The sequence below is a fragment of the Chitinibacter sp. S2-10 genome (assembly GCF_046530675.1).
Classification (GTDB): domain Bacteria; phylum Pseudomonadota; class Gammaproteobacteria; order Burkholderiales; family Chitinibacteraceae; genus Chitinibacter.
Genome location: NZ_CP172558.1, coordinates 1,787,708 through 1,811,296 on the forward strand (window position 1 = coordinate 1,787,708; position 23,589 = coordinate 1,811,296).

Genomic DNA, 23,589 nt, shown 5'->3' on the forward strand with positions numbered 1-23,589 from the left:
CCAGTTGTGGGGGCTTTCCTGCAAGGTGCGTCGATACGGCGAAGCCTTATACGACGACATAACAGCACGTAGGTCGGATGAGCGAAGCGTTATCCGACAACAACGCCATCCAGTCGGATAACGCCTTCGGCTCATCCGACCTACATGACTGGCTTAGCAATTGCCAAAATTATCCGAATTGCCGCGCAGTGGTGGTTCGGACATCAGTGCGATTTGTTCGCGCAATTCCAGAATGCGGTTTTGCCAGTAGATCGGCGAGTTAAACCACGGGAAAGCGGTGGGGAAGGCGGGGTCGTGCCAGCGGCGGGCGAGCCAGGCGCTGTAATGCAGCAGCCGCAGTGTTCGCAGTGCTTCAAGCAAGTGCAGCTCGCGCGGATCGAACTCGGCGAAGTCTTCGTAGCCGAACAAAATATCATTGAGCTGCGCCTGCTGCTCGTGGCGTTCTCCCGACAGCAGCATCCACAAATCCTGGATTGCGGGCCCATTGCGGGCGTCGTCAAAGTCAACAAAATGCGGCCCGGCGTCGGTCCACAGAATATTACTGGCGTGGCAATCGCCGTGCAGCCGCAAGGTCGCAACTGATCCTGCGCGGTCATAGCACGCGTCGATGGCGTCGAGCGCCTGATCGGTCACGCTCTGATACGCTGCGCGCAAATCGGGCGGAATAAAGTCGCTGGCGAGCAGGTAGGCAACCGATTCGCGGCCAAAGCTTTGCGGATTGAGCGTAGGGCGTTCGACAAAGGGCTGGTTTTGCCCGACGGCATGAATCCGACCCAGAAAACGGCCTATCCATTCGCGTGTTTCGCGCTGGTCGAGTTCGGGTGATCTGCCGCCACGACGCGGAAAAACAGCAAAGCGAAAGCCTTGTTCCTTATCTTGTTCTTTGTAGTAAGCGGTATGCAGGGTATTGCCCTGTAGCTCAATCGGTGCAACGACTGGAATCTCATACCCTGCCAGCTGCTGGCAGAAAGCGTGCTCTTCCATAATCTGCGCCGTGGTCCAGCGCTCGGGGCGGTAAAACTTGGCGACGATAAAGCGTCCCAGCGGATGACCGTCGTCGAGCCCAATCTGGTAAACACGGTTTTCGTAGCTATTGAGCGCGAGCAGGTGGCCTGACGTCGGTAATCCCAGTTGTTCGATCACAGTCAGAATCAGGTCGGGAGTCAGGTCGTTATACGGGGCAGTGCGCATCGTGAAGGCCGGCAGTAAAGAGCTGCAAGATACTTTAAAGCGCGTGCTTTGACCATGCTGATGAAAAACCGGGGTATGGGCAAATTCGCCTGAATTGCGTGTCATGCTTTGCTTATCGTGCAAGCTTTGGTCGATAATGGCCTGAACAGGTGGAGCAACCTGTGTCAGGAGGTGTTACCAGAATGCCAAATCCAGCCCACACCGATGCTTCGGTCGTCCAGCCTATTGACGCGAGCTTGCAGCGTCATTTGGCGCGGGTCAAACACGAACGACGCGAGCAACGTCAGCAACTGGCTGTCGCGCTCGGTTTTTTGTCGCTGCTGGCGGCTTTGCTGCAGCATCTGATTGCTTTGCCGGCCTGGCAAAGTTATTTATTACCTGCACTGGCGGCAGGACTGTTTTTTGCTGCGGCGCTACGCAGCCACACGCCGCGCTGGGAAAAAATCCTGATGTTGCTGGCGGCATTGTTGCCGCCACTGATGGCGCTGCTATGGGCATGGGCCATGCGGGGGCAACTGGCCGCTTCAGCGCTGGTGCTGCCCTTTGTGTTGCAACCGATGTTGTTGCTGCTGGCTGGCTTGCCTTTGCCGCGCTATGCACAGGCGGTGGCGTTCAATTTTGTCGTGATTGCCTTGCTGATTTTGCAGACTGCAAGCGGCTTGTTGAACAGTGCTTTGCCCTTGCTGGTCGTGCTGATTGCCTGTTTACTGGGCTGGCATACCGAATATCGTCTGCTCAATAGCCAGCAGCGCATGTGGCTGATGCGCCAGCGTGTCGCCGAAAACAGCGAAAAAATGGCCGAGCGCAGCCAGAAAATCGAAAAGCTGGCTTTTGAAGACCCGCTGACCGGCCTCTCGAACCGAGTCAATCTGATCAATCAATTGCGACAAATTCTGAAAAATCCGCATACCGAAGCAATAAGTACCGTGGTCTTTCTGATCGACCTTGATCACTTTAAAACGGTGAATGATGAATACGGCCATGCTGCGGGCGACGCGCTGCTGATTGAAATCGCGCAGCGTTTCAAGGCGCTGGTGCGGCGTGACGATCTGGTTTGCCGGCTGGGCGGCGATGAATTTGTCATTCTGGTTCGCGGCTTGCAAGGCCCGCCGCAAATCGATGTGGTCGCCAAGAAAATCCTCGCCAAGCTGGGCGAGCCGGTGATGTATCAGGAGCAGCGACTGCCGCTGGGCGGCAGTATCGGTGTCGCGCCGTGGTTCCCTGATTTGCGCTCGCCAGCGAGCTGGCTCAAAGCCGCTGACGACGCAATGTACAAGGCCAAAACCGGTGGGCGTAACCGTTATGTGATCGCCGATTACAGCTTGCCGGGCGCTGCGCCGCAATGAGTTTGCTGAGTCTGCAGCAGTTAAGTCTGAGTTTTGCGACCAATCAGGTCGTCGAGCAGGTCGATTTGCAGCTGGCTGCAGGTGAAAAGCTGGCGCTGGTTGGTGAATCCGGTTCGGGAAAAAGCGTGCTGGCGCGTGCGATTTTGCAGCTTGATCATCAGGTCAGCGCCAGCGGGCGTATTATTTTTGATGGGCTCTCGCTGCTTGATGCCAGCCCGGCGCAACTGCGTGCGATTCGTGGCAAGCGGATTGCGATGATTTTTCAAGAGCCGATGAGCGCGCTCAATCCGCTGCAAACCATAGGGCGGCAGATTGCTGAAGTATTGCAGCTTCATCTGGGGTATTCGCCGCAACAGCAGGTCAGTAAGGCGATAGAGCTACTTACCCGTACGGGTATTGCTCCGGATTCGGCAGGGGCAGCGCCAATGCTGGCTCGCTATCCGCACCAGCTCTCCGGTGGGCAGCGCCAGCGGGTGATGATTGCGATGGCGCTGGCGGGCGAGCCCGACATTCTGATCGCCGACGAGCCGACGACGGCACTCGATGTGACGGTGCAGGCGCAGATTTTGCAGCTGCTCGCCGATTTGCAGCGCGAACGCGGCATGGCTTTGATCATGATTACGCATGATCTGAATCTGGTGCGGCGCTTTTTTAATCAAGGCTCGGATCGCGTCGCCGTGATGCAGCAGGGGCGCATTGTTGAAATCGCGCCAACCGAAGTGCTGTTTACCCAGCCGCAGCACGAATACACGAAAAAACTGCTGGCGGCACGACCCAAGCGCATCGCGGTTGCTGCGCCAATTGCTCGAGTCGAATGCCTGTCTGCCCGGCAATTGAGCCACAGTTACGCTCAGCGGGGGACATTTGCTTGGCGCTTCTGGCAGGCGGCCGGGCGACAAAAATGGCAAACGGTGCTGGCCCCGCTCGATTTGCAGCTGCACCGGGCTGAAACGCTGGCCGTCGTCGGCGAATCAGGGAGCGGCAAAACGACGTTGGCACTCGCCTTACTGCGTTTATTGCAGTCGGGCAGGGGGAGTGGGCAAATCAGCCTGGGTGGGCAAGAGTTTGACTCGCTGCGTGGCGACACGCTACGCCGGGCGCGAAGCAAGATCCAGATCGTGCTGCAAGACCCGTTTGCCGCGCTGTCGCCCCGAATGAGCGTTGCGGAGATTGTCGGCGAGGGTTTGCTGGTGCATCAACGCGAACTGAGTCGGGGTGAGCGCGAATCGCGCGTTGTGCAAGCCTTGCTTGAAGTCGGGCTTGCACCGGAAAGCATGCACCGTTATCCGCATGAATTTTCCGGCGGCCAACGTCAGCGCATTGCAATTGCCCGCGCGCTGATCGTTCAGCCCGAAATCCTGATTCTGGACGAGCCAACTTCGGCGCTCGACGCGACGGTGCAGCAGCAGGTGCTGCAACTGCTGGCCGATTTGCAGCGCAAACACGGACTCAGTTATATCCTGATCAGTCACGATATGGCGGTCGTTCAGGCACTCGCACATCGCGTATTGGTGCTGCGAGACGGTGTCATGCAGGAAGAAGCCGATGTCGAGACGCTGTTTAGTGCGCCGGAAAATGCCTACACCAGGCAGCTATTGAGTGCAGCACTGTAGGGTATATCAATAAAATCCTTGATAATAAAGGCGTCTGTAAATATACCCCTATTGGCCACGTTTTGCTTTGCGCCAATCCCAGGGCGGCGTCGGATTTTCATCCTGCCATAAACCGATTTTGCCATCGCGTGCTTGCAACTCGGCTTGCTGGTAGGCGGCAAAATCGCTGCGGCTCTGCGTTTTTTTTGCGTATTGCGTGTAATGCCAAGCCATTCCTGTGCTTACTTGCTGCAGGTTGATGTCTTGTCCGTTCTTGCTGATTCTTGCTACGCCGCGACCGTAGCGATCAACGTCGTCGATGCGCGCGGTGACGGTTTGACGATATACCAGATCCGAGAGCGATTGCTTGGCTACCTGACCAAACGGCATCGCTTTTTCAGGCGCATCGATATAAGCCAGCCGCAGCTTGTATTGCTTTTTACCCGCGTCGAGCAGCGTGATCGTGTCTCCGTCAGCAACGCCGACAACTTCACCGCTGATTTGGCTATTGGCGCTCAATTGCCCGGGTTGGCCTTGAGGCGTTTCCTGATTGACGCAAGCCCATGCGCCGACCATGACAATGACTAGCGCGACAATGCGTTGTTGCCAGTTACTGGCGGTGATCAGGCGAATAATGGCTTTTTGCTGGCTGGGTGAAATGTTCATCAGTGGCATCCGGTTTCGGTTGGGTTGGATAAACGGGCGTAGCCTGCCTTGATGGCCTGATACAGGATGAGAGGCCAGTCGAGCGCGCCCAGCGTCGGACGGGCAGTATACACATCGTAATTGGCTGCATTTAACTTCGTTAAAATCCGGTCCGCCGATAAGATGATAGTGCGGATTTCCAGCCCGATTCGTCCCGGCAAAGCGCGACCCAAGGGCGAACCGGCGCGCAGCATTTTGCGTGTACGCTGGCACTGGTAGGCCAGCAGCCGGGCAAATGCCGGGCTGCTTTGTCCTGCAAACAAATCAGCTTCGCTGACGCCGAATTTGAGCAGGTCGTCTTGCGGCAAATAAATCCGGTTTTTTTTCAGATCAATCGCGACGTCCTGCCAGAAATTGACCAGTTGCAAGGCGCTGCAAATGCCGTCCGATTGCGCGAGCATGCGTGTGTCGGTGAAGCCGAAGATATGCAGCAAAATTCGGCCAACCGGATTGGCCGAACGGCGACAATAGTCGATCACTTCGCCAAAGTTGGCATAGCGCGTTTTGACGACATCCTGACGAAAAGCCGAAAACAGGTCTTCAAATAATTGCAGTGGAATCTGGTACTGGCTGGCGACTGGAACGAGCGCCTGAAAGCGCGGCGTGAGCGGGGTTTGGCCATCGGCGATGCGTTTGAGTTCCAAACTGCATTCATCCAGTGCGGCGATGCGCTCGGCCGGGCTGGCATCGCCTTCATCGGCCAGATCATCGGCGTAGCGCGCGATGTGATAGACCACGGCAATCGGTTTGCGAAAAGCTTTGGGAAGTAAAAATGAGCCGACAGGGAAGTTCTCGTAATGCTGCACCGTCTGGCCGGGAGTGATCATGGGAAACCTTAAATGAAACTGACTTTGATTGAATTAATTTATTGCAATGCTATAGTGGCTTGGCGTCGATATTGTACGCATTCATTTGCAACTATTGAGGAAAAAGCGATGTTGAAAAAACTGTTTGTGACCCTGTTGGCCTCTGTGGCATTGATGGGCTCGGCCTGGGCTGCGGTCGATCTGAATACGGCAACCCAACAGCAATTGGAAGCGCTCAATGGCATAGGCCCGGAAAAAGCCAAAGATATCATTGATTACCGCAGCAAAAACGGTGCTTTTAAAACCACCGAAGAAATCATGAAAGTGCCAGGCATCAAGGAAGGAACATACAACAAGATCAAGGCGGATATCACCGTGAATGGCAAAGTCGCCAAGCTTCCTTCTGCCAAAGCCGCTTCGGGTGCCAAGCCAGCGAGTGCGCCAGCAAAAAAATAAAGTCTGGGGTATCGCAAATAAAAAAACCGGATCAGCTGATCCGGTTTTTTTCTGTCCAGCAAAAGATTCAGGCTTACTGAACTTTGGCCTTGGCCACCAGTTCGTCAACCATTTTCTGGATGCGTTGACCTTGGATTTGCTGTTCCAGCTGTGGCTTCACTTCTTCAAATGCAGGACCTTTGGCTTCGCGCACATCGTCCAGTTTGATCACGTGGAAACCGTACTGGCTTTTAACCGGGTCGGAAATTTTGCCTTTAGGCAGTTTTTCCAGTGCGCCACCAAATTCGGGTACGAAATTTTTCGGATTCGCCCAGCCCAGATCGCCACCGTTGGCGCCCGAACCTTTGTCCATTGATTTCGCTTTGGCCAGCTCGTCGAATTTTTTACCTTTTTTCAGGTCGGCAACGATGGTTTTCGCTTCAGCTTCGGTCGCAACCAGAATGTGGCGTGCTTTGTATTCTTTACCGCCAAAATTGACTTTGATTTTGTCGTATTCTTTGCGCAGTTCAGCTTCGGTAATCGGGTTGGCTTTCACATACTGATTGATGAAAGCGCCGATGATCACGCGTTGTTTGAGCATATCGAGTTGCGCCATGGCTTCTGGATTTTTGTCCATGCCACGTTTGATTGCTTCTTGATAAACCACTTCGTTCTTGACCAATTCATCTTTGATTTTGGCGCGCAGTTCCGGCGAATCTTGCTGACCACGTTGAGCCAGATCTTTCACAAATGCGTCTGATTTTGCTTGCGGAATAGCGACGCCATTGACAGTGGCTACAGTACCTGCTGAAGCTGCAAAAACACCAGCTGACAAGCTAGCAGCAGCAATGGCCAGAGCCAAACGGTTTGCTTTAAACATGCGATTTCCTTCGTTGATAAGAGCCAACATCAAAATTCATCCGGCGTTAAGGCGCGGATACTCAGTGCATGTATGCGATGCGGGATTAGATCGGCCAAGGGCTGGTACACCATACGGTGCCGCTCCAGCGTCTTTTTGCCAATAAATGCGCTCGATACTACGGTTAATTCAAAATGCCCACCGCCACTGGCGGCGCCTGCATGGCCTGCATGGGCGGCACTGTCATCAAAAAGCTCGATGGTTTCAGCTTCCAGCGCGGCCAGCCGTGTACGGATTTCGTCGGCGACGCTCATGATAGCAGACTCTCAGGGTAAAACATGACGGAAGGGTTTTACCATGACTTCGGTAAAAATGCCATTCGTTGTGTAAGGGTCTTCACTGGCCCAGCTTTGCGCGGCTGAAAGGTTGTCAAACTCGGCGACGATCAGGCTGCCGCTAAAACCAGCCGGACCCGGATCGACGTTGTCGATGGCTGGAAACGGGCCCGCCAGAATCAGGCGGCCTTCATTTTTCAAAACTTCCATTCGCGCCAAATGCGCCGGGCGAACTGCCAGACGTTCGGCCAGTGAATCAGCTTTATCGGTTCCGATGATGGCATACAAAGGCATGGGGTTTCCTTAAGGGGATTCTGAGTCGGCCGCTTTTTCACCGTTTTCCGGTGGCATGTGTTTAGACAGGTACAGGCTTTGTACGATCACAAACAACAGCATCAGCGCGGTGAAACCGAATAGTTTGAAATTGACCCAAGTAGCCTCGCTAAAGTTGAAGGCGACAAAGAGATTAACGAAACCCATCAGGGTAAAAAATACGGACCAAGCCACGAGTAACTGAGTCCAGATGGCCGCTGGCAGCTCGATTTGGGCCCCCATCAATTTTTCAATCAGATTGATTTGTTTGACTTTCCAGATCCCAAGCAGGGCGATGGCAAAAATCCAGTACAGCGCAGTCGGTTTCCACAGAATGAAGGTTTTATTGTGAAAGACCAGCGTTGCGCCGCCCAACACCGTGATCAAGGCCAGACTGATCCATAGCATCGTGTCGACTTTGCGATGGCGCACCCAGCTATAAATGACTTGCGCAAAGGTGGCGACAATTGCGGTGGCGGTGGCGGTGAAAATATCGTGGGTATAACTGTAGGCGCCAAAAAACAGCAGGATGGGGAATAAATCAAATAGAAATTTCATTGCATGCATGACCTGAATACAGTGTCGCGATTATGCAGGCGGGTGCGGCAAGAGACAAGGTGAAAAAAAACGCCGACCAAAAGATCGGCGCTCAAGACCACTGGAGATACACGAAGCATCAGCTTGCGAAACGTATAATGCACTTTGGAGGTAGAGGCCGCTTTGATGTAGCGCAAGATTATGCGAGGAGCGGGGAAGTCAAGGGGTATTGGTCTGGGGGCAAGAATAAGTATGACGTACAGAAGGATACCTGCACGATGTATCGTGCGGCATGAGTCTTTGTCTTGCGATTGAATCAGGGGGAGGTGGCGAGCCCGACCCCCGGCACTAGCATCAAAAGCTGTGGCTGCTTCCTTCCGGACCTGACCAGGTTCACCTTCTAGCTATGCGGGGAGACCCGCCGTCGAAGCTTCCAGTGGATACTGGAAAATCGTGGTGTTGCGGCTTGAGTAAACACTCAAATCACAACAGGGCGTGACTATAGCACGGCGACGCGCTGCCACGCTAGCGCTAAAGCCGCGTTTGGCGCTCGCCCCAGATTGGCGTACAGCCAGCTCGTCGCCGCTTCTATCGTTCGCCGGCCGGCAGGCCAGGCGCCCATACGCTGAAAAGCGCTGCCTGCTGCATACAATCCTTGCCGCACTTCGCCGGCAATGCACTGGGTGCAATTAATGATGACGCAGCCGTTTTCGGCCTGCTCGAGCAAGGCATTGATCAACCCGGCATGATTTGGCAGATTGCCGCTGCCATAGCTCTCGATAACCAGACCGTCCCAGCGCTGCGACTTGATCATCAGTGCCAGCGCGTCTTCGCAGCCGGGATAGAGCTTGAGCGCCAGAATGGCCAGCGCCGGATTGAGCGGACGAAACTCGAAATTGTCCGTGCTCGAAAAATCGTTGCCGATGCTGCTGGTGGGGGGGCAGTTTGGTGCTCGGTAGGCGGCGTCGGCGTCGGCGTCGAGTTTCTTGACGCAATGCGCAGGCAGTACTGCGCCGCCAAAAGCCAGTTTGACGCCGGCTTCACCGTGTTCGGCCATTTGCACGACGGTACTGAGTGCCAGCAACATATTGGCTGGCGCATCACTACCGTCATGGATCCATGGCCTTTGCGAGCCGGTCAGGATCACCGGCTTGCTCAAACCATGCAGCTGCCAGTGCAGCGCCGCGCCGCTCCACGCCATTGTGTCGGTGCCGTGCAGCACGACAAAACCGTCGTAATCATCGATCCGGCTGGCAATATCACTGGCGATCTGCCGCCAGTGAAGCGGTGTCATCGCCGATGAATCAAGCGGCTGAACGTATTCGTGTAGCGTGATTTCTGCCTTGGGTATATGGCTGTAGACCAGTTTTGAAATCAGCTCTGGCAGAATACCATGTGAGGGTATTAGCCCATTCGGGCTATCGACGCAGGCAATCGTGCCGCCGGTATACAGACAGAAAATACGTTTCATGCGAGTGTCGCCTTCGATTTGCTTCATGTTGGCATGTCTAACATCGGTCAATCACAGCGAGTGATGATAGAATTCTTCTTTTTTGCAGTACAGGATGATACGGCATGGTCATCGCCGACAACCGTAAGGCGTTTCACGAATATTTTATTGAAGAACGGCTCGAAGCGGGCATTGTTCTGGAAGGCTGGGAAGTGAAATCGATCCGGGCCGGTCGCGTGCAGCTCAAAGAAGCGTACGTGATTTATAAAAATGGCGACTTCTATTTATTTGGCTGCCATATTTCGCCGCTGATCAACGCCTCGTCGCATGTGTTGCCCGACGTCGTTCGTACGCGCAAATTGCTGCTCAAACAGCGCGAAATCGAAAAGCTGGCGATCAAAGTAGATCGAGCCGGTTACACCATCGTGCCAGTAAATATGCATTTCACGCGCGGCTACATCAAGCTCGAAATCGGCGTCGCCAAAGGTAAAAAGCAACACGATAAACGCCAGACCGAGAAAGATCGCGAATGGCAACGTGATAAAGCGCGGATTGTTCGTGATCACACCAAGCAATCAAGCTGAAGCGCCACTGAGAACTTGCATTGCTGCATTGCTCTTAAAAGCAAAACCGGGCTAAATCGCCCGGTTTTTTTATGGGTTTTGAGTTGCGTTTTAACGTAGTCATCGCTGCTCGCAGTAGCATTACTGGCCGATCTTGCCTTCCTTACCACTGAGCAAGCCGATGATGTTTTGCTTGTGGCGTACGATCAGCAAAATACTGATTGCGATGACGGCGGCGATATACGCCGGAACAGGCAGGAAATACCAGCACAGAAACGGCGCGGCAATGGCCGCACAAATGGCCGATAGCGATGAAATTTTCAGCCCTTTGGCAACAAACAGCCAGATGCCCAGTGTCGCCAAGCCTAGCCACAGATTGAGCGCGAGCAAAATCCCCGCAGCAGTCGCAACGCCTTTGCCGCCTTTGAAGCTGAAAAATACCGGCCACATATGGCCTATCGTCACCGCGAGCGCGACGGCGGCGATGGTGTAATCGAAGATTGGATTTGCGCCAAGACCGAAAACCGGCGCGAGCTGCTGTGCAGCAAACACTGCAACCCAGCCTTTGAGCGCATCGCCGAGCAGTGTCAATGCGGCGGCTTTTTTATTGCCCGAGCGCAGCACATTGGTCGCACCCGGATTGTTCGAGCCATAGCTGCGCGGGTCGGCCAGCCCCATGGCGCGGCTGACAATCACGGCAAACGACAGCGAACCAACGAGATACGCGGCGATGATGAAAATTACTAAGGTGAGGTTCATCCTGAATTCCACTACAATCGTGAGCTTTCGATTCTAAGCCAATCCGCCACACGCTCAAAGCATCGTGTGCGCGGGAAGGGCGATGGTGTTATGGATATTATTTATTTGCAGCAAGTCCGTGCCGAAACCGTGATCGGCTGGTATGACTGGGAGCGCACTCAGTCGCAGGCCGTCGAGCTCGATCTGGAAATCGGTCTGCCTTCGGCGCGTGCCTGTGTGTCGGACGATCTGGTCGATACGATTGATTACGATAAAGTCGTGACGCATTTGCGCGCGGTGATGGCCGAAAAACATTTCTTGCTGATCGAGGCGCTGGCCGAGCATATCGCACATATTCTGCTGCATGATTTTGGCGCACCGTGGATCAAGGTGTCGGTGACCAAGCTTAATATTTTGAAGGATGTGGGACGGGTCGGCGTGACGATAGAGCGCGGCCATCGCGGTGGATAAATAATACATTGCTGGGTATGCCTCGCTGGATTAATTGATGCCTGATCTTGCTGGCTATACCCCTTGCTGCGTGAACGGCGGTGGATTTTATTTATGCAGATCGATTGAACTTGTCACACGCCGCCCCTACTAATACTGCATTCATCCGTCGACTCCTCATTACAGGAAATCATTACATGGCTCGTTTTAGTCAGACTTTTATGGTGGCGCTGATGAGCGCTACCTTGTTTACTAGCCACATTGCCGAAGCCAAGCGCGTCGGTGGTGGCCGTTCAGCCGGGATGCAGCGTCAGGCGCAGCCCGCCCCGCAACGTCAGGCTCAGCCGCAACAGCCTTATCAAGCCCCAGCTCCTGCGCCTGTTCAGCAGAAGAAAAGTGGTATCGGTGGCATGATGGGCGGCGTACTGGGTGGCCTGGCAGTGGGTGGTTTGCTCGGTTATATGCTGGGCAATAATGCTTCAGGTGCAGCCGAGGGTGATAGCGGTATTCCTTGGGGTACTTTGCTGCTCCTGGGGGCATTGACCGCGGGTGGCGTTATGCTGTTGCGCCGTCGCAATACCAAACCGCTTGCACAGCCCCATGCGTATGCAGGTGTTCCGGCAATGAATCCGGCCAATTCGCAGCCAGCCCAACAGCCGACTTATCAGCCACAGGCGTTTCAGTCTGCGCCGAATGATCTGAGTGGTGGCTTCCGTATCGGACAAGGGGCTGGCGGCGCGTATTCCGCACCAGCAACGCCGATTACCCGCTTGCCGGATGGCACCGAAGCGGCGGCCTTTCTGCGTCAGGCACGGGCAAGTTTCCTGCACATTCAGGCTTTGAATTCGCCCGATCAGGCCGAAGAAATCCGTCGTTATATGACGCCTGATTTGTTCGAGCAGCTCAAGCATGAGATCGGCGAGAATCAGGACGTTGCCGAATTCCCCGAGCTGAATTTGCAAATCATCGAGGCCGTGGACGAAGGCGGTCGCATGGTCGCCAGCGTTGAGTTTAGCGGCCGTGTTAGCGAAAGCCTGAATGCGCCAGCAGTGCCATTCAAGGAAATGTGGCACTTTGTCCGCCCAATGCAGGGCGACCCACGCTGGCTGCTGGCAGGGATTCAGCAGCTCTAATCCGTTCTCTGTCGCAATTCTTCAAAGCCCGTTAAGTTGTTACGACTTAACGGGTTTTTTGTCTTACAATTTACCTTGATTTCTTGTTCGAAGGTGTGCATGTGAAAGCGCTTAAACCGATCCTGCTGGTTTTACCCCTGCTGTTTTCTGGCTGCGATCAATTGGCCTCCAAGCTGAATCAGGGCAAGACCAACGCCAAGGCCATTGGCGCAGCGTGTCGCCATAGCGGGCGGGCGCTGGAAGATTGTTATCGTCGCAACCCTCGTGCGGCCAAGGCCGATGTGTTTGAGGGCTGGAAAGAAATGAATGAATATATGCTGAGCAAAAAAATCGAAGTCGTGCCGCCGCCGCCCGATTTACCTACTCCGCCAGCCATGCTGCCAGCTGATGCTGCCGCCAGCGAGACAGCCGAGTCCAATGCGTCTGAAAGTTCCGAATTAAAAACTAATTAAGCTGTGAATGGAGCCATCCAATGCAATCCATTCTCTCTAAAGTGGAGTTATTCTCCGGATTGCCCTGCGAAACATTGCAGTACATCGAGGACATTGCTACCCGGCGTCACTACAGCAAAGGTGTTGCGATTTTTTGTGAAGGTGAAATGGCTGAATCGCTACTGATTCTGGTTTCGGGTCGTGTTCGTCTGTTTCACAGTAATGATACCGGACGCGAGTTTGTTTATGGCGCGTATGAACCGGGCTCGTCGTTTGGCGATCTGGCGCTGTTTGCCAATGAAGCGCGCGTTGTGTGCGCTGAAGCCGAAGATGATTGTTCTTTTCTGGTTATTTCGCGGCAAGGATTTTTTGATTTGCTCGGCAGACACCCGGAAATCAAGGATGCGATGCTGAACAAGGCCGTGAGTCATATTATTCGTCTGACTCATGCCGTGAGTGATCTGGCGCTCAAGGACGTGTACGGGCGAATTCGCAAGGTATTTGAAGCTTTGGCCGTTCAAACGCCAGAGGGTGGATTAATCGACGATTTGCTGACCCAGCAATCATTAGCCGACCGGGTCGGCGCTTCGCGTGAAATGGTTGCCAAGGTCATGAAGGAACTGGTTGCCGGTGGCTATGTCGAAACGGCGCGGCGGCGAATTCTGATTCTGAAAAAACTACCCGAAAATTTTTAATGCTGCTGGTTTTGTAAAGGTGAATGGCAGATGTTGGAACTACTAAAAACGATCACGCTGTTTCAGGATTTTCCTGACGAGCAGCTGGAATATATTCTGGCTACTGGCTTAAAGCGCAGCATGCCCAAAGGGGCATTTGTTTTTCGGGAGGGTGATCCTGCCGAATCGATGTTTGTGATGATTGACGGTCGCGCACGGTGTTTTACCAGTGATAATCAAGGCAAGGAATTTGTTTTTAAACTGGTCGAGCCGGGTGATGCGATTGGCGAGATTTCGCTGATCGATAATGAACCGCGCGGCTGGTCTTGTTTGTGCGAAGAAGACTCAACCTTTCTGGTGTTTGGCAAGCGGGAGTTTTGCGAAGCCATGGAGCGTGAGCCGCATGTCAAGGATCTGGTGATCCGGAATCTGGCGGCCATGGTGCGCCATTTGTCGAGTACGATGAAAAATCTGGCTTTGCTCGATGTCTATGGCCGAGTTCGCGCCTTGTTCGAATCTATGCTGGTGCAGGAGGACGGTGTCGATATCGTGAGTCAGCCACTCACGCAACAGGCAATTGCCGATCGGGTTGGTTCGTCGCGCGAAATGATCGCCAGAATTTTGAAAGAACTGGTTTTTGGCGGCTATATCCGGCTGGAAAACAAACGGATCATTGTCCTGCAAAAATTACCCGAACGGTTTTGATAAAAAAAGCGGCGATGAGCCGCTTTTTTTATTGGGCGTCGCTTTCGAGGGCAGAGGCCGCGTTGCTCAGTGGTTCCGCTGGCGTGCTGATTTCGGACGCTGCGCTGGCTGGCTTCGCTGGGCCATTTTTCGGCAGGTACAAAGGTCCTTTATAACCGCAAGCGGTCAGCAGGGTGGCAACGAAGATAAATACAGTCAGCGCACGCATAAATTGGATAACAGTGGCAAAATTGCAGTTTAACATGGCAAGGTAAGAGCATGAGCGAATCTGAATTTCTGACCCTCAGCGATGCAATTTTTGCGCAAATCGAGATTGCACTCGACGACGCTGCTTTTGATGTTGACTCTTTGCGCGCTGGCAATGTGCTGGAAATCGAGTTTGACGATGGCAGCAAAGTCATTGTGAACCGCCATACGCCCAATCAGGAATTATGGATTGCCGCTAAATCGGGCGGTTATCACTATCGTTTGCAGGGTTCTAGCTGGATCAATACCCGTGGCGATGGCGAATTTTTTGCCGATCTGGCGCAGGCAATCAGCACACAGGCTGGCGCGCCATTTACTTTTTCAGTCTGATTCATTGATCCGATGTCGACTTTGAGCTGGCTGGCCGGTATATGGCTATCGGCGTTCACTTCGGCGACCATTCTGCCGGGCAACTCGGAAGCGGTTTTTGCCGCTGCATTGCATTTTCAGCCGCAGTTGTGGCTGCTGGCCTGGCTGGTCGTATCGATTGGCAATATTCTGGGCGGCTTGCTGACAATATTCATGGGGCGAAAGCTGTTGCGAGCGCCTGATTCGGCTCGTCATGCCCAATGGTTGCAAGCTGCGCAGCGATATGGTCCGATCAGCTTGTTATTTTCCTGGGTACCGCTGTTGGGTGATGCACTGTGTGGTCTGGCGGGATATTGTCGCTGGCCGTGGTTTTCGAGTGTGCTGTATTTAAGTGCAGGAAAAATTGCCCGCTATGGGGTAATTGTCTGGGTGTTAATCTAGATGCAGTATTCAAGTTAATACATGCTGGGGGTATGATGAAGTTCAAGATGGTTGCTGCATCCTTGGCGATGGCTTTGCTCACTCAGGCTGCGCTGGCCGAAAAATTGCCTGATCTGGGCGATGTCTCACAGCAGGGGTTGAGTAAGCAGGAAGAGCGTGAAATCGGCGAGAGTGCGATGCGCCAGATTCGTCGTAGCGGCGGACTGGTTGATGATCCCGAAGTGATGGCATTTCTGGCGACCATGGGAAACCGGCTGGCTGATGCGGCTGAAGTGAACGAGCCGCAATTTACTTTCTTTCCGCTACTGGATAAAACGGTCAATGCCTTTGCGATTCCCGGCGGTTTTATCGGCGTGCATACCGGTCTGATTGTTCAGTCGCAGCATGAGTCGGAAGTTGCCAGTGTGCTTGCGCACGAGATTGCCCACGTCACCCAGAATCATCTGGCTCGGATGATTGACAGTATGCGGGTGAGTCCATGGCTGGGGCTGGCCGGTGTGGCTGCAGCGATTCTGGCCAGTAGCGCCGGGCGCGGTGATGCCGCCGCTGCCGCTTTGACCGCGACGATGGGCGTCACGGTGCAGCGACAGCTCGATTTTACCTATTCATTCGAGCAGGAAGCCGATCGGATCGGCATGCAGACCTTGCAGCAATCCGGCTACGATCCGGCAGCGATGGCGGTCTTTTTCGAGCGTTTGCAAAACTACAATCGTCTTTACGAAAACAATGCCCCCGAGTTTTTGCGCACGCATCCGGTGACGATGAAACGGATTGCCGACGCGCAAAACCGGCTGGGTTCTGGCAGCTATCGCCAGATTCCCGACTCGCTTGAATTTCTGTTTGTTCGCGAAAAGTGCCGTGCCTTGCAAATGGGCGGGCTCGAGGGCGTTATTTATTACCAGAAAACCATTGCCGAAAAACGCTACGCCAGTGAAGTCGCACAACGCTATGGTCTGGCTCTGGTGTATTACCTGAATCGTGAATATGAGCCGGCTTGGGCTGCGGTGCAAAAAGCCCGGGAATCCCTGGGTAACAAGGCGTCGCACCCGGCGCTGGAGTTTCTGGCAGGCAATATCCGGCTGGCGCAGGCGCGCAATAGCGAGGCATTGCAAATTCTGGCTGACGCCAGCCGACGTTTTCCGGCCAGCCGTGCGCTGATTTATGGCCTGATCGATGCGCAAATTGCAGCCGGTGCCTACGCCGAGGCCAAGGACGAAATTGACGACGCATTAATGTTGTACGCCAGCGATGCTCAGCTCTATCAGCGCGCTGCCAAACTGTACGCCAAGCAGGGTAAACCGATGCTGCAGTATCAGATGCAGGGTGAATATTATGCGCGGCTGAAAGAATACACCTCGGCGCTGGAGCAGTTCAATCTGGCGCTACGCCAGCCGAATGAGGATTTTCATTTGCAATCGGGGATTGAAGCGCGAATCCGCGAAATTCAAGCGATGACCAAGGCCGATTCAAAGTAAATAGTAGGGGTATTTGATTGCGGGCTTTTATTTGTATGGCCTGCAGTTGTATACCCTTGTTGCTTAGCGGCTGAGTTTGATGCGTGCGCGCAGACCGTCGAGGTAGATATTCGGATCGGGCGCGGTGTTATTGCGTTGTGCCTGCCAGATCATTTCACCCAGACATTCGAGCATATCGTGTAGCGCTTTGTGCGCGTCACCATGTTGCGTATGTAATTGCGCATAGAGCTGGCGTACCCCGGCGGGCTGGTCGATCGAGAGTTGTTCGGCAATCGCCAGGTGCAGGCTGATATGCAGAAAAGGATTGGTGTCGCCGTGTTCGGGCGGCCAGTCGCGGTCGATATAATCTTCGCTCAGATACTGGTGATATTCGGGGTGTGCCATCAGCACGTCGATGACGATGGCTTCCAGGTCGGCCAGTTGCAGCCCTTGCTGATGTTTTTGCCAGCTATTGATAAAAAAACGGCGGGCCTGATCGCGGCTCGGGTTGAACAGCATGGTCGGTCTCAATCAAATAAAGCCAGAAGTACGCTATTGTCGGCGATGCGGTTGTGCTTGTCGATGCGCGTATCGGTGGGCGGAATGATTTGGCCATTGCCGTAAAACCCGGCAAAGGGCATGTCAGGTAAAGCTTTGCGTATTGCTTCCCAGTCGGGCTCGCTAATGCCGTTGCCAGCCATGACGCGGCGATGACTGGAAAAAACCAGACCCCAGCCCGGTTGGGCTTGTCCGCCGGTAGCTTGGGCGATTTGCTCGCTTAATTCTTTGCTCGCGGCTTGAGTATCAAAATAACCCCAGTTGAGCGTCGCACCCAGTGGCAATTCATGCGCCAGCATGACGCTGCCGTGCTTGGCGTCGCAAGCAATCAGCGGCACCCAGACGGTTTGTTTTTCATTGCTGATTCGAGCCAGCAGACTTTCCTGCTGATATTGCTGTAAATAAGGGGTCAGGGTGTCGAGTGCGGCGCAGTGATCGAGTGTTGTCAGGTGCAAATTCGAGCTGGCGGTGATGGTGTAGTCGGGGCTGAGTATTTTGATTCCGTCGGAAACGATTAATGCTCGGGCGCTGAGCGGGGTCTGGGTGAAGCTGACTCGTTGCTGCCCGGCTTGCCAAAGTGCGTACTGGCCTTTGCCCGTCGCATCGCCGGCGATCCCGCCAAATTTGGTCGAACCGTCATTAAGCCAGAATTGATTGATCGCATTGGGCGCTGCGAGCACCAGATGGGATTGTGATGATTGTGGGCGCGGGTGATTGGGCGGCAGAACCAGTGCGGCGGCAGCGGGGGAGTCGAGTGACCAGTCCTGTTCGGTAAAAACGCCAGCGGCACTGGCGCCGATGACGTCGATACTGCCACAGTGCTGCATGACGGCATTGAGGCATTCATCGATGTTTTGTTGAAAATGCGTCGATAAAAACAGAAAGACGCTTCCGGCTTGAGTCATTTCACCACGCGTCATGGCGCTGTTGAGCGCTGCGATGGCAATCTGGGGGGTGGCTTTGGAGCCGTGAGCGTAGCCGCTAGCGGGTTTCATGGGGCACAGCGCGGATTGGTGATCCGGCGATTATGAAGCAAATGGGTAGAAAGACAAAAGTTGCCGCGCGGCTTTGCCTTACGTGAAAACTTTTATTCCATTACTTAACTTCAGTAAACAAAGGCTGACAAGCTGAGGTGGTTGGCAGCTTGGAATGGAAACTCGCTGAAATATCAGGGATGTTCCTGACTTGTGCGGCCTTTGCCATTGAAGGAGAAGGGCTTTTGGGGTAGAATTCGGCCAATTTTGTATGCGCGAAACGGGGTTGGCTTAGCTAATCCCGTTTTTCTACGCCTACCCCACAGATTTTGACTTATTGGGCGCAATGCCCTGGAGCCCGCCAGTGTCCACACCAGCCCCCACTCCAGCCTTGTTGGCACTTGCCGACGGCACCCTGTTCCACGGTATTTCCATCGGCGCAGACGGTGAAACCCTTGGTGAAGTGGTTTTCAACACTTCAATGACCGGTTACCAAGAAATTCTGACTGACCCGTCATACACCAAGCAGATTGTGACTTTGACTTATCCGCATATCGGCAACTACGGCGTCAACGCCGAAGACGCTGAAAGTCGCGGCGTTTTTGCCGAAGGCCTGATCATTCGCGATCTGCCTTTGCTGCATTCGAACTTCCGCTCGACGATGAGTCTGGGCGAGTATCTGAAGCAAAACAAGGTCGTTGCGATTGCCGACATTGATACCCGCAAGCTGACGCGCATTCTGCGTGAGAAAGGTGCGCAGCCTGGCTGCATCGTCACCGGCGACAAGATCGACGCTGCTGCCGCAGTTGAAAAAGCCAAATCATTCGGCTCAATGGCGGGTCAAGACTTGGCCAAAGTCGTGTCTTGCGACAAGTCTTTCGAATGGACGACGGCAGAGTGGAAGCTCGGCGTTGGCTACACGGTGCAAAGCAATCCAAAGTTTCACGTCGTTGCGTACGACTTCGGCGTGAAGCACAACATCCTGCGCATGCTCGCCGAGCGTGGCTGCAAACTGACCGTCGTGCCAGCGCAAACGCCTGCGGCTGACGTATTGGCACTCAAACCGGACGGCGTATTCCTGTCGAACGGCCCTGGCGATCCTGAGCCATGCGATTACGCAATCAAGGCGATTCAGGAGTTGCTGGCGACGAATACACCGATTTTCGGTATCTGTCTGGGTCACCAATTGCTCGGTCTGGCTGCTGGCGGCAAAACCAGCAAAATGAAATTCGGCCACCACGGTGCCAACCATCCGGTGCAGGATCTCGATAGCAAGCACGTGATGATCACCAGCCAGAATCACGGTTTCCAGGTTGACGAAACCAGTCTGCCGGCCAATGTGCGTGTGACGCATCGTTCGCTGTTTGACGGTACGGTGCAGGGTATTGCGCTGACCGACAAGCCAGCGTTCTCGTTCCAGGGACACCCGGAAGCCAGCCCAGGCCCACACGATGTGGCGTATCTGTTCGATAAATTTATCGCCAGCATGTCTGAGCGCAAGTGAGAGGTTATCAGCGTGCCTAAACGTACCGACTTAAAAAGCATCCTGATTATTGGCGCTGGCCCGATTGTCATCGGCCAGGCGTGTGAATTTGACTACTCTGGCGCCCAAGCGTGTAAAGCGCTGCGCGAAGAGGGTTACAAAGTCATTCTGGTGAACAGCAACCCTGCGACCATCATGACCGACCCGAATATGGCCGATGTGACTTATATCGAGCCGATTACCTGGCAAGTGGTTGAAAAAATCATCGCCAAAGAGCGTCCGGACGCGATCCTGCCCACGATGGGTGGCCAGACCGCACTGAATTGCGCGCTCGATCTGTGGCGCAATGGTGTACTCGACAAATATAAAGTCGAGCTGATTGGCGCGACGCCGGAAGCGATTGATAAAGCGGAAGATCGTCAGAAATTCAAAGCGGCGATGGACAAAATCGGCCTGGGTTCGGCGCGTTCCGGTATCGCGCACAGCCTCGAAGATGCGCTGGCGGTGCAGGCGCAAGTGGGCTTCCCGACGATTATTCGTCCGTCGTTCACGATGGGCGGTTCGGGTGGTGGTATTGCCTACAATATGCAGGAATTTATCGAGATCTGTACCCGTGGTCTTGATCTGTCACCGACCAACGAGTTGCTGATTGAAGAGTCGCTGCTCGGCTGGAAAGAATACGAAATGGAAGTCGTTCGCGACCGCAACGACAACTGCATTATCGTCTGCTCGATTGAAAATCTGGATCCGATGGGCGTGCATACCGGCGACTCGATCACCGTAGCTCCAGCGCAAACGCTGACCGATAAAGAATATCAAATCATGCGTAACGCATCGATTGCCGTTTTGCGCGAGATCGGGGTTGATACGGGTGGCTCGAACGTTCAGTTTTCGGTGAACCCGAAAGACGGTCGTCTGATCGTTATCGAAATGAACCCGCGTGTGTCGCGTTCATCTGCTTTGGCATCGAAAGCCACTGGTTTCCCAATTGCGAAAATCGCCGCCAAACTGGCTTGCGGTTACACGCTCGATGAGCTGAAAAACGAAATCACTGGCGGTAAAACGCCTGCGTCGTTCGAGCCTTCAATCGACTACGTTGTGACCAAGATCCCGCGTTTTGCTTTCGAAAAATTCCCGCAAGCGAATGACCGCCTGACGACACAAATGAAGTCGGTGGGTGAAGTGATGGCCATTGGCCGCACACAGCAGGAATCATTGCAAAAAGCTTTGCGCGGTCTCGAAACCGGCATGTCGGGCTTTGATGAAATCTGCACCGATCGCGCCGTGATCGAGTCGGAAATCGCAACGCCAGGTCCGGAACGCCTGTGGTACGTTGCCGACGCATTCCGTGTTGGCCTGAGCCGCGACGAAATTCACAATATTTCCAAGATCGATCCATGGTTCCTGGTGCTGATCGAAGACATTCTGAACGATGAAGCGGCACTGCGTGGCCGTAGCGTTGATAGCCTGAGCAAAGAAGAATTCCGCAAGCTCAAGCGCAAAGGCTTCTCGGATCGTCGTCTGGGTACTTTGCTCGGCTGCGATCAGAATGCGGTGCGCAAGGCGCGTCATGCTTTGAATGTTCGCCCGGTGTATAAGCGTGTAGACACCTGCGCAGCTGAGTTTGCGAGCAATACTGCCTATATGTATTCGACGTATGAAGAAGAGTGCGAAGCCGCGCCGACTTCGAAAAAGAAAGTGATGATTCTCGGCGGTGGCCCGAACCGGATTGGTCAGGGTATCGAGTTTGACTATTGCTGCGTTCATGCGGCGATGGCGCTGCGCGATGATGGTTACGAAACCATCATGGTCAACTGCAACCCGGAAACCGTTTCGACCGACTACGACACGTCAGACCGTCTGTACTTCGAGCCATTGACGCTCGAAGACGTGCTGGAAATCGTGGCGATTGAAAAACCAATCGGCGTCATCGTTCAGTACGGTGGCCAAACGCCATTGAAACTGGCGCGCGCGCTGGAAGCCAACGGTGTGCCGATTATCGGTACGACGCCAGACATGATTGACGCTGCTGAAGATCGTGAGCGCTTCCAGAAGTTGCTGCAAGACCTGAACCTGCGTCAGCCGCCAAACGCGACTGCGCGTAACGAACAGGATGCTCTGCACCTGGCGCGTGAGTTGGGTTATCCACTGGTCGTTCGTCCATCGTATGTACTCGGTGGTCGTGCGATGGAAATCGTTCATTCGGACAAAGACCTTGAGCGTTATATGCGCGAAGCGGTCAAAGTGTCGAATGACTCGCCTGTATTGCTCGATCGTTTCCTGAATGACGCGATTGAAGTGGATGTGGATGCGATTTCGGATGGCACCGATGTGATCATCGGTGGCATTATGGAGCACATCGAGCAGGCTGGTGTTCACTCGGGTGACTCGGCGTGTTCATTGCCACCGTATTCATTGAGCAAAGATCTGCAAGACGAATTGCGTCGCCAGACCGTGTTGATGGCCAAAGGCCTGAACGTCGTTGGTTTGATGAACGTGCAGTTTGCGATTCAAGGCAAGGGTAGCGATGCCAAAGTGTTCGTACTGGAAGTGAATCCGCGCGCTTCACGTACTGTGCCGTATGTGTCGAAAGCCACGAGCGTGCCATTGGCCAAAGTCGCTGCGCGTTGCATGGTTGGCCAGACGCTGGTGCAGCAAGGCGTGACGACTGAAGTGATTCCACCGTACTACTCGGTGAAAGAAGCGGTCTTCCCGTTCGCCAAATTCCCTGGTGTGGATTCGATTCTCGGTCCAGAAATGAAATCAACCGGCGAAGTGATGGGCGTTGGCGTGTCATTTGCTGAAGCGTTTGTTAAATCACAGCTGGCCGCAGGCGTTGTCTTGCCAGCGCACGGCAATGTGTTTATTTCGGTTCGTGAAGGCGACAAGGCGCAAGCGGTAGAATGCGCGCAAGTGCTGACGGGGTTGGGCTTTAAAGTGCTGGCGACCAAAGGCACAGCCTCAGCGATTGAAGCGGCAGGCGTTGCGGTGACTGCGGTGAATAAAGTCACCGAAGGTCGTCCGCATATCGTCGACATGATCGTCAACGGTGAAATCGGTATGATTTTCAATACCGTCGACGAGCGTCGTCAGGCGATTCAGGACAGTTACTCGATCCGTCACGAAGCACTGAAAGCCAAACTGCCGGTGTTTACGACAATTGCCGGCGCGAAAGCGGCGTGCGTCGGTCTGCGCGATATGAAAGAGTTGAACGTTTACGATCTGCAAACGCTGCATCAACAAGTCCTTGCATCAGCAAGTCAATAACTGATATTTTACTGTTAATTAAGTAAATTTAATAAAGCCGTCACCCCAGTGGGGTGGCGGCTCTTGTTTTTAGCGGCCTCGGGGTGAGGTCGGGAGAATAAAATGATTAAAGTTCCATTGACCGTTGTCGGCGCAGAGTTGCTCAAAGCCGAGTTGGCAAATCTGAAAAGTGTCGAGCGTCCTGCGGTGATTGCAGCCATTGCCGAAGCGCGCAGTCACGGCGATTTGTCGGAAAATGCAGAATATGATGCCGCCAAAGAAAAGCAGGGTTTTGTTGAAGGCCGTATCGCTGAACTCGAAAGCAAATTGGGCAATAGCCAGATTATCGACCCGAAAGAAATGGCAGAAACAGCGGAAGGGCGGATTGTTTTTGCTGCCACCGTCGTTTTGCAGGATCTGGATAGCGAGGCTGAAGTCACTTATCAGATCGTTGGCGACGACGAAGCCGATATCAAACTGGGCAAGATCTCGGTTTCAAGCCCGATTGCCCGCGCTTTGATCGGCAAGTACGAAGGTGATATCGCCGACGTGCAGGCACCGGGCGGGCTGCGCGAGTATGAAGTTCTGGAAGTTAAATATATCTAAATGGAGATGG

The 23,589-nt window shown here is 54.1% G+C and carries 27 protein-coding genes and 1 other RNA gene; 15 read left to right on the top strand and 13 right to left on the bottom strand.

Annotated features, from left to right (window positions below; genetic code table 11):
- Positions 1-153 precede the first annotated feature (153 nt).
- Positions 154-1,296, bottom strand: coding sequence for a serine/threonine protein kinase (locus ACG2XO_RS08475; protein WP_410497548.1), 1,143 nt, complete (start codon positions 1,294-1,296; stop codon positions 154-156).
- A gap of 77 nt (positions 1,297-1,373) precedes the next feature.
- Here ACG2XO_RS08475 and ACG2XO_RS08480 point away from each other — a divergent pair, with 77 nt between their 5' ends.
- Together ACG2XO_RS08480 and ACG2XO_RS08485 are read left to right on the top strand one after the other, a co-directional pair.
- The gene (locus tag ACG2XO_RS08480) at positions 1,374-2,537 is read left to right on the top strand and encodes a diguanylate cyclase domain-containing protein (protein WP_410497549.1); all 1,164 of its coding nucleotides are present in this window, start codon (positions 1,374-1,376) and stop codon (positions 2,535-2,537) included.
- Positions 2,534-4,150: an ABC transporter ATP-binding protein gene (locus ACG2XO_RS08485; protein ID WP_410497550.1), complete on the top strand. Its 1,617-nt coding sequence runs from the start codon at positions 2,534-2,536 to the stop codon at positions 4,148-4,150. The genes ACG2XO_RS08480 and ACG2XO_RS08485 overlap by 4 nt, the downstream gene beginning before the upstream one ends.
- A gap of 48 nt (positions 4,151-4,198) precedes the next feature.
- Here ACG2XO_RS08485 and ACG2XO_RS08490 read toward each other — a convergent pair whose 3' ends face one another.
- Complete coding sequence (locus ACG2XO_RS08490) at positions 4,199-4,795, bottom strand: thermonuclease family protein (RefSeq protein WP_410497551.1); 597 nt, start codon at positions 4,793-4,795, stop codon at positions 4,199-4,201.
- Positions 4,795-5,661: a squalene synthase HpnC gene (gene hpnC, locus ACG2XO_RS08495; protein ID WP_410497552.1), complete on the bottom strand. Its 867-nt coding sequence runs from the start codon at positions 5,659-5,661 to the stop codon at positions 4,795-4,797. Before hpnC ends, ACG2XO_RS08490 begins: the two co-directional genes overlap by 1 nt.
- Positions 5,662-5,769: 108 nt before the next feature.
- On the opposite strand from hpnC, the gene ACG2XO_RS08500 reads away from it, so the two are divergent.
- Positions 5,770-6,096, top strand: coding sequence for a ComEA family DNA-binding protein (locus ACG2XO_RS08500; RefSeq protein ID WP_410497553.1), 327 nt, complete (start codon positions 5,770-5,772; stop codon positions 6,094-6,096).
- Between the two features lie 73 nt (positions 6,097-6,169).
- Here ACG2XO_RS08500 and ACG2XO_RS08505 read toward each other — a convergent pair whose 3' ends face one another.
- From ACG2XO_RS08505 to ACG2XO_RS08530, 6 genes are all read right to left on the bottom strand, one after another.
- Positions 6,170-6,955, bottom strand: a complete 786-nt coding sequence (locus ACG2XO_RS08505) for a peptidylprolyl isomerase (RefSeq protein ID WP_410497554.1) — start codon at positions 6,953-6,955, stop codon at positions 6,170-6,172.
- Between the two features lie 29 nt (positions 6,956-6,984).
- Complete coding sequence (locus tag ACG2XO_RS08510) at positions 6,985-7,248, bottom strand: BolA family protein (RefSeq protein WP_410497555.1); 264 nt, start codon at positions 7,246-7,248, stop codon at positions 6,985-6,987.
- 12 nt (positions 7,249-7,260) lie between these two features.
- The gene (locus ACG2XO_RS08515) at positions 7,261-7,563 is read right to left on the bottom strand and encodes a YciI family protein (RefSeq protein WP_410497556.1); all 303 of its coding nucleotides are present in this window, start codon (positions 7,561-7,563) and stop codon (positions 7,261-7,263) included.
- A 9-nt stretch (positions 7,564-7,572) separates the two neighbouring features.
- On the bottom strand, positions 7,573-8,139 hold the full coding sequence (locus ACG2XO_RS08520) for a septation protein A (protein ID WP_410497557.1): 567 nt from the start codon (positions 8,137-8,139) through the stop codon (positions 7,573-7,575).
- 304 nt (positions 8,140-8,443) lie between these two features.
- Positions 8,444-8,541: signal recognition particle sRNA small type (gene ffs, locus ACG2XO_RS08525), an RNA gene on the bottom strand.
- A gap of 76 nt (positions 8,542-8,617) precedes the next feature.
- Entirely contained in the window at positions 8,618-9,589 is a 972-nt protein-coding gene (locus ACG2XO_RS08530) for an asparaginase (protein ID WP_410497558.1), read from the bottom strand.
- A gap of 104 nt (positions 9,590-9,693) precedes the next feature.
- Between ACG2XO_RS08530 and smpB the strand changes: the two genes are divergently transcribed.
- On the top strand, positions 9,694-10,152 hold the full coding sequence (gene smpB / locus ACG2XO_RS08535) for an SsrA-binding protein SmpB (RefSeq protein ID WP_410497559.1): 459 nt from the start codon (positions 9,694-9,696) through the stop codon (positions 10,150-10,152).
- 120 nt (positions 10,153-10,272) lie between these two features.
- Here smpB and plsY read toward each other — a convergent pair whose 3' ends face one another.
- Positions 10,273-10,890, bottom strand: a complete 618-nt coding sequence (gene plsY, locus ACG2XO_RS08540; protein ID WP_410497560.1) for a glycerol-3-phosphate 1-O-acyltransferase PlsY — start codon at positions 10,888-10,890, stop codon at positions 10,273-10,275.
- A gap of 90 nt (positions 10,891-10,980) precedes the next feature.
- Between plsY and ACG2XO_RS08545 the strand changes: the two genes are divergently transcribed.
- The 5 genes from ACG2XO_RS08545 to ACG2XO_RS08565 all read left to right on the top strand — a co-directional run bounded on the left by ACG2XO_RS08545 (position 10,981) and on the right by ACG2XO_RS08565 (position 14,262).
- Positions 10,981-11,340 carry a dihydroneopterin aldolase gene (locus ACG2XO_RS08545; protein WP_410497561.1) on the top strand — a complete coding sequence of 120 codons (360 nt, stop codon included), beginning with the start codon at positions 10,981-10,983 and terminating at the stop codon, positions 11,338-11,340.
- 176 nt (positions 11,341-11,516) lie between these two features.
- Positions 11,517-12,452: a Tim44 domain-containing protein gene (locus tag ACG2XO_RS08550; protein WP_410497562.1), complete on the top strand. Its 936-nt coding sequence runs from the start codon at positions 11,517-11,519 to the stop codon at positions 12,450-12,452.
- A gap of 101 nt (positions 12,453-12,553) precedes the next feature.
- Positions 12,554-12,904 (top strand): hypothetical protein, encoded by a 351-nt coding sequence (locus ACG2XO_RS08555; protein WP_410497563.1) that lies wholly within the window; start codon positions 12,554-12,556, stop codon positions 12,902-12,904.
- Positions 12,905-12,924: 20 nt separating this feature from the next.
- A complete protein-coding gene (locus ACG2XO_RS08560; RefSeq protein ID WP_410497564.1) occupies positions 12,925-13,578 on the top strand; it encodes a Crp/Fnr family transcriptional regulator in 654 nt (217 codons plus the stop codon).
- Positions 13,579-13,608: 30 nt separating this feature from the next.
- Positions 13,609-14,262: a Crp/Fnr family transcriptional regulator gene (locus tag ACG2XO_RS08565; RefSeq protein ID WP_410497565.1), complete on the top strand. Its 654-nt coding sequence runs from the start codon at positions 13,609-13,611 to the stop codon at positions 14,260-14,262.
- Between the two features lie 28 nt (positions 14,263-14,290).
- Here ACG2XO_RS08565 and lptM read toward each other — a convergent pair whose 3' ends face one another.
- Positions 14,291-14,506 carry an LPS translocon maturation chaperone LptM gene (gene lptM, locus ACG2XO_RS08570; RefSeq protein ID WP_410497566.1) on the bottom strand — a complete coding sequence of 72 codons (216 nt, stop codon included), beginning with the start codon at positions 14,504-14,506 and terminating at the stop codon, positions 14,291-14,293.
- Between the two features lie 14 nt (positions 14,507-14,520).
- Here lptM and cyaY point away from each other — a divergent pair, with 14 nt between their 5' ends.
- Genes cyaY through ACG2XO_RS08585 form a run of 3 tightly spaced genes read left to right on the top strand, consistent with a single transcriptional unit; the run spans position 14,521 to position 16,733 of the window.
- Positions 14,521-14,838, top strand: a complete 318-nt coding sequence (gene cyaY / locus ACG2XO_RS08575; RefSeq protein WP_410497567.1) for an iron donor protein CyaY — start codon at positions 14,521-14,523, stop codon at positions 14,836-14,838.
- Positions 14,839-14,850: 12 nt separating this feature from the next.
- Complete coding sequence (locus ACG2XO_RS08580) at positions 14,851-15,258, top strand: YqaA family protein (protein WP_410497568.1); 408 nt, start codon at positions 14,851-14,853, stop codon at positions 15,256-15,258.
- 35 nt (positions 15,259-15,293) lie between these two features.
- Entirely contained in the window at positions 15,294-16,733 is a 1,440-nt protein-coding gene (locus tag ACG2XO_RS08585; protein WP_410497569.1) for a M48 family metalloprotease, read from the top strand.
- 63 nt (positions 16,734-16,796) lie between these two features.
- Here ACG2XO_RS08585 and ACG2XO_RS08590 read toward each other — a convergent pair whose 3' ends face one another.
- A complete protein-coding gene (locus ACG2XO_RS08590) occupies positions 16,797-17,231 on the bottom strand; it encodes a DUF1841 family protein (protein WP_410497571.1) in 435 nt (144 codons plus the stop codon).
- Positions 17,232-17,239: 8 nt separating this feature from the next.
- Positions 17,240-18,265, bottom strand: coding sequence for an FIST C-terminal domain-containing protein (locus ACG2XO_RS08595; RefSeq protein WP_410497572.1), 1,026 nt, complete (start codon positions 18,263-18,265; stop codon positions 17,240-17,242).
- Positions 18,266-18,608: 343 nt separating this feature from the next.
- Here ACG2XO_RS08595 and carA point away from each other — a divergent pair, with 343 nt between their 5' ends.
- The 3 genes from carA (at position 18,609) to greA (ending at position 23,579) form a co-directional block, all read left to right on the top strand.
- Positions 18,609-19,748 carry a glutamine-hydrolyzing carbamoyl-phosphate synthase small subunit gene (carA, locus tag ACG2XO_RS08600; RefSeq protein ID WP_410497574.1) on the top strand — a complete coding sequence of 380 codons (1,140 nt, stop codon included), beginning with the start codon at positions 18,609-18,611 and terminating at the stop codon, positions 19,746-19,748.
- Positions 19,749-19,760: 12 nt separating this feature from the next.
- Entirely contained in the window at positions 19,761-22,994 is a 3,234-nt protein-coding gene (carB, locus tag ACG2XO_RS08605; RefSeq protein ID WP_410497576.1) for a carbamoyl-phosphate synthase large subunit, read from the top strand.
- 102 nt (positions 22,995-23,096) lie between these two features.
- Positions 23,097-23,579 (top strand): transcription elongation factor GreA, encoded by a 483-nt coding sequence (greA, locus tag ACG2XO_RS08610; protein ID WP_410497577.1) that lies wholly within the window; start codon positions 23,097-23,099, stop codon positions 23,577-23,579.
- Positions 23,580-23,589: the final 10 nt, after the last annotated feature.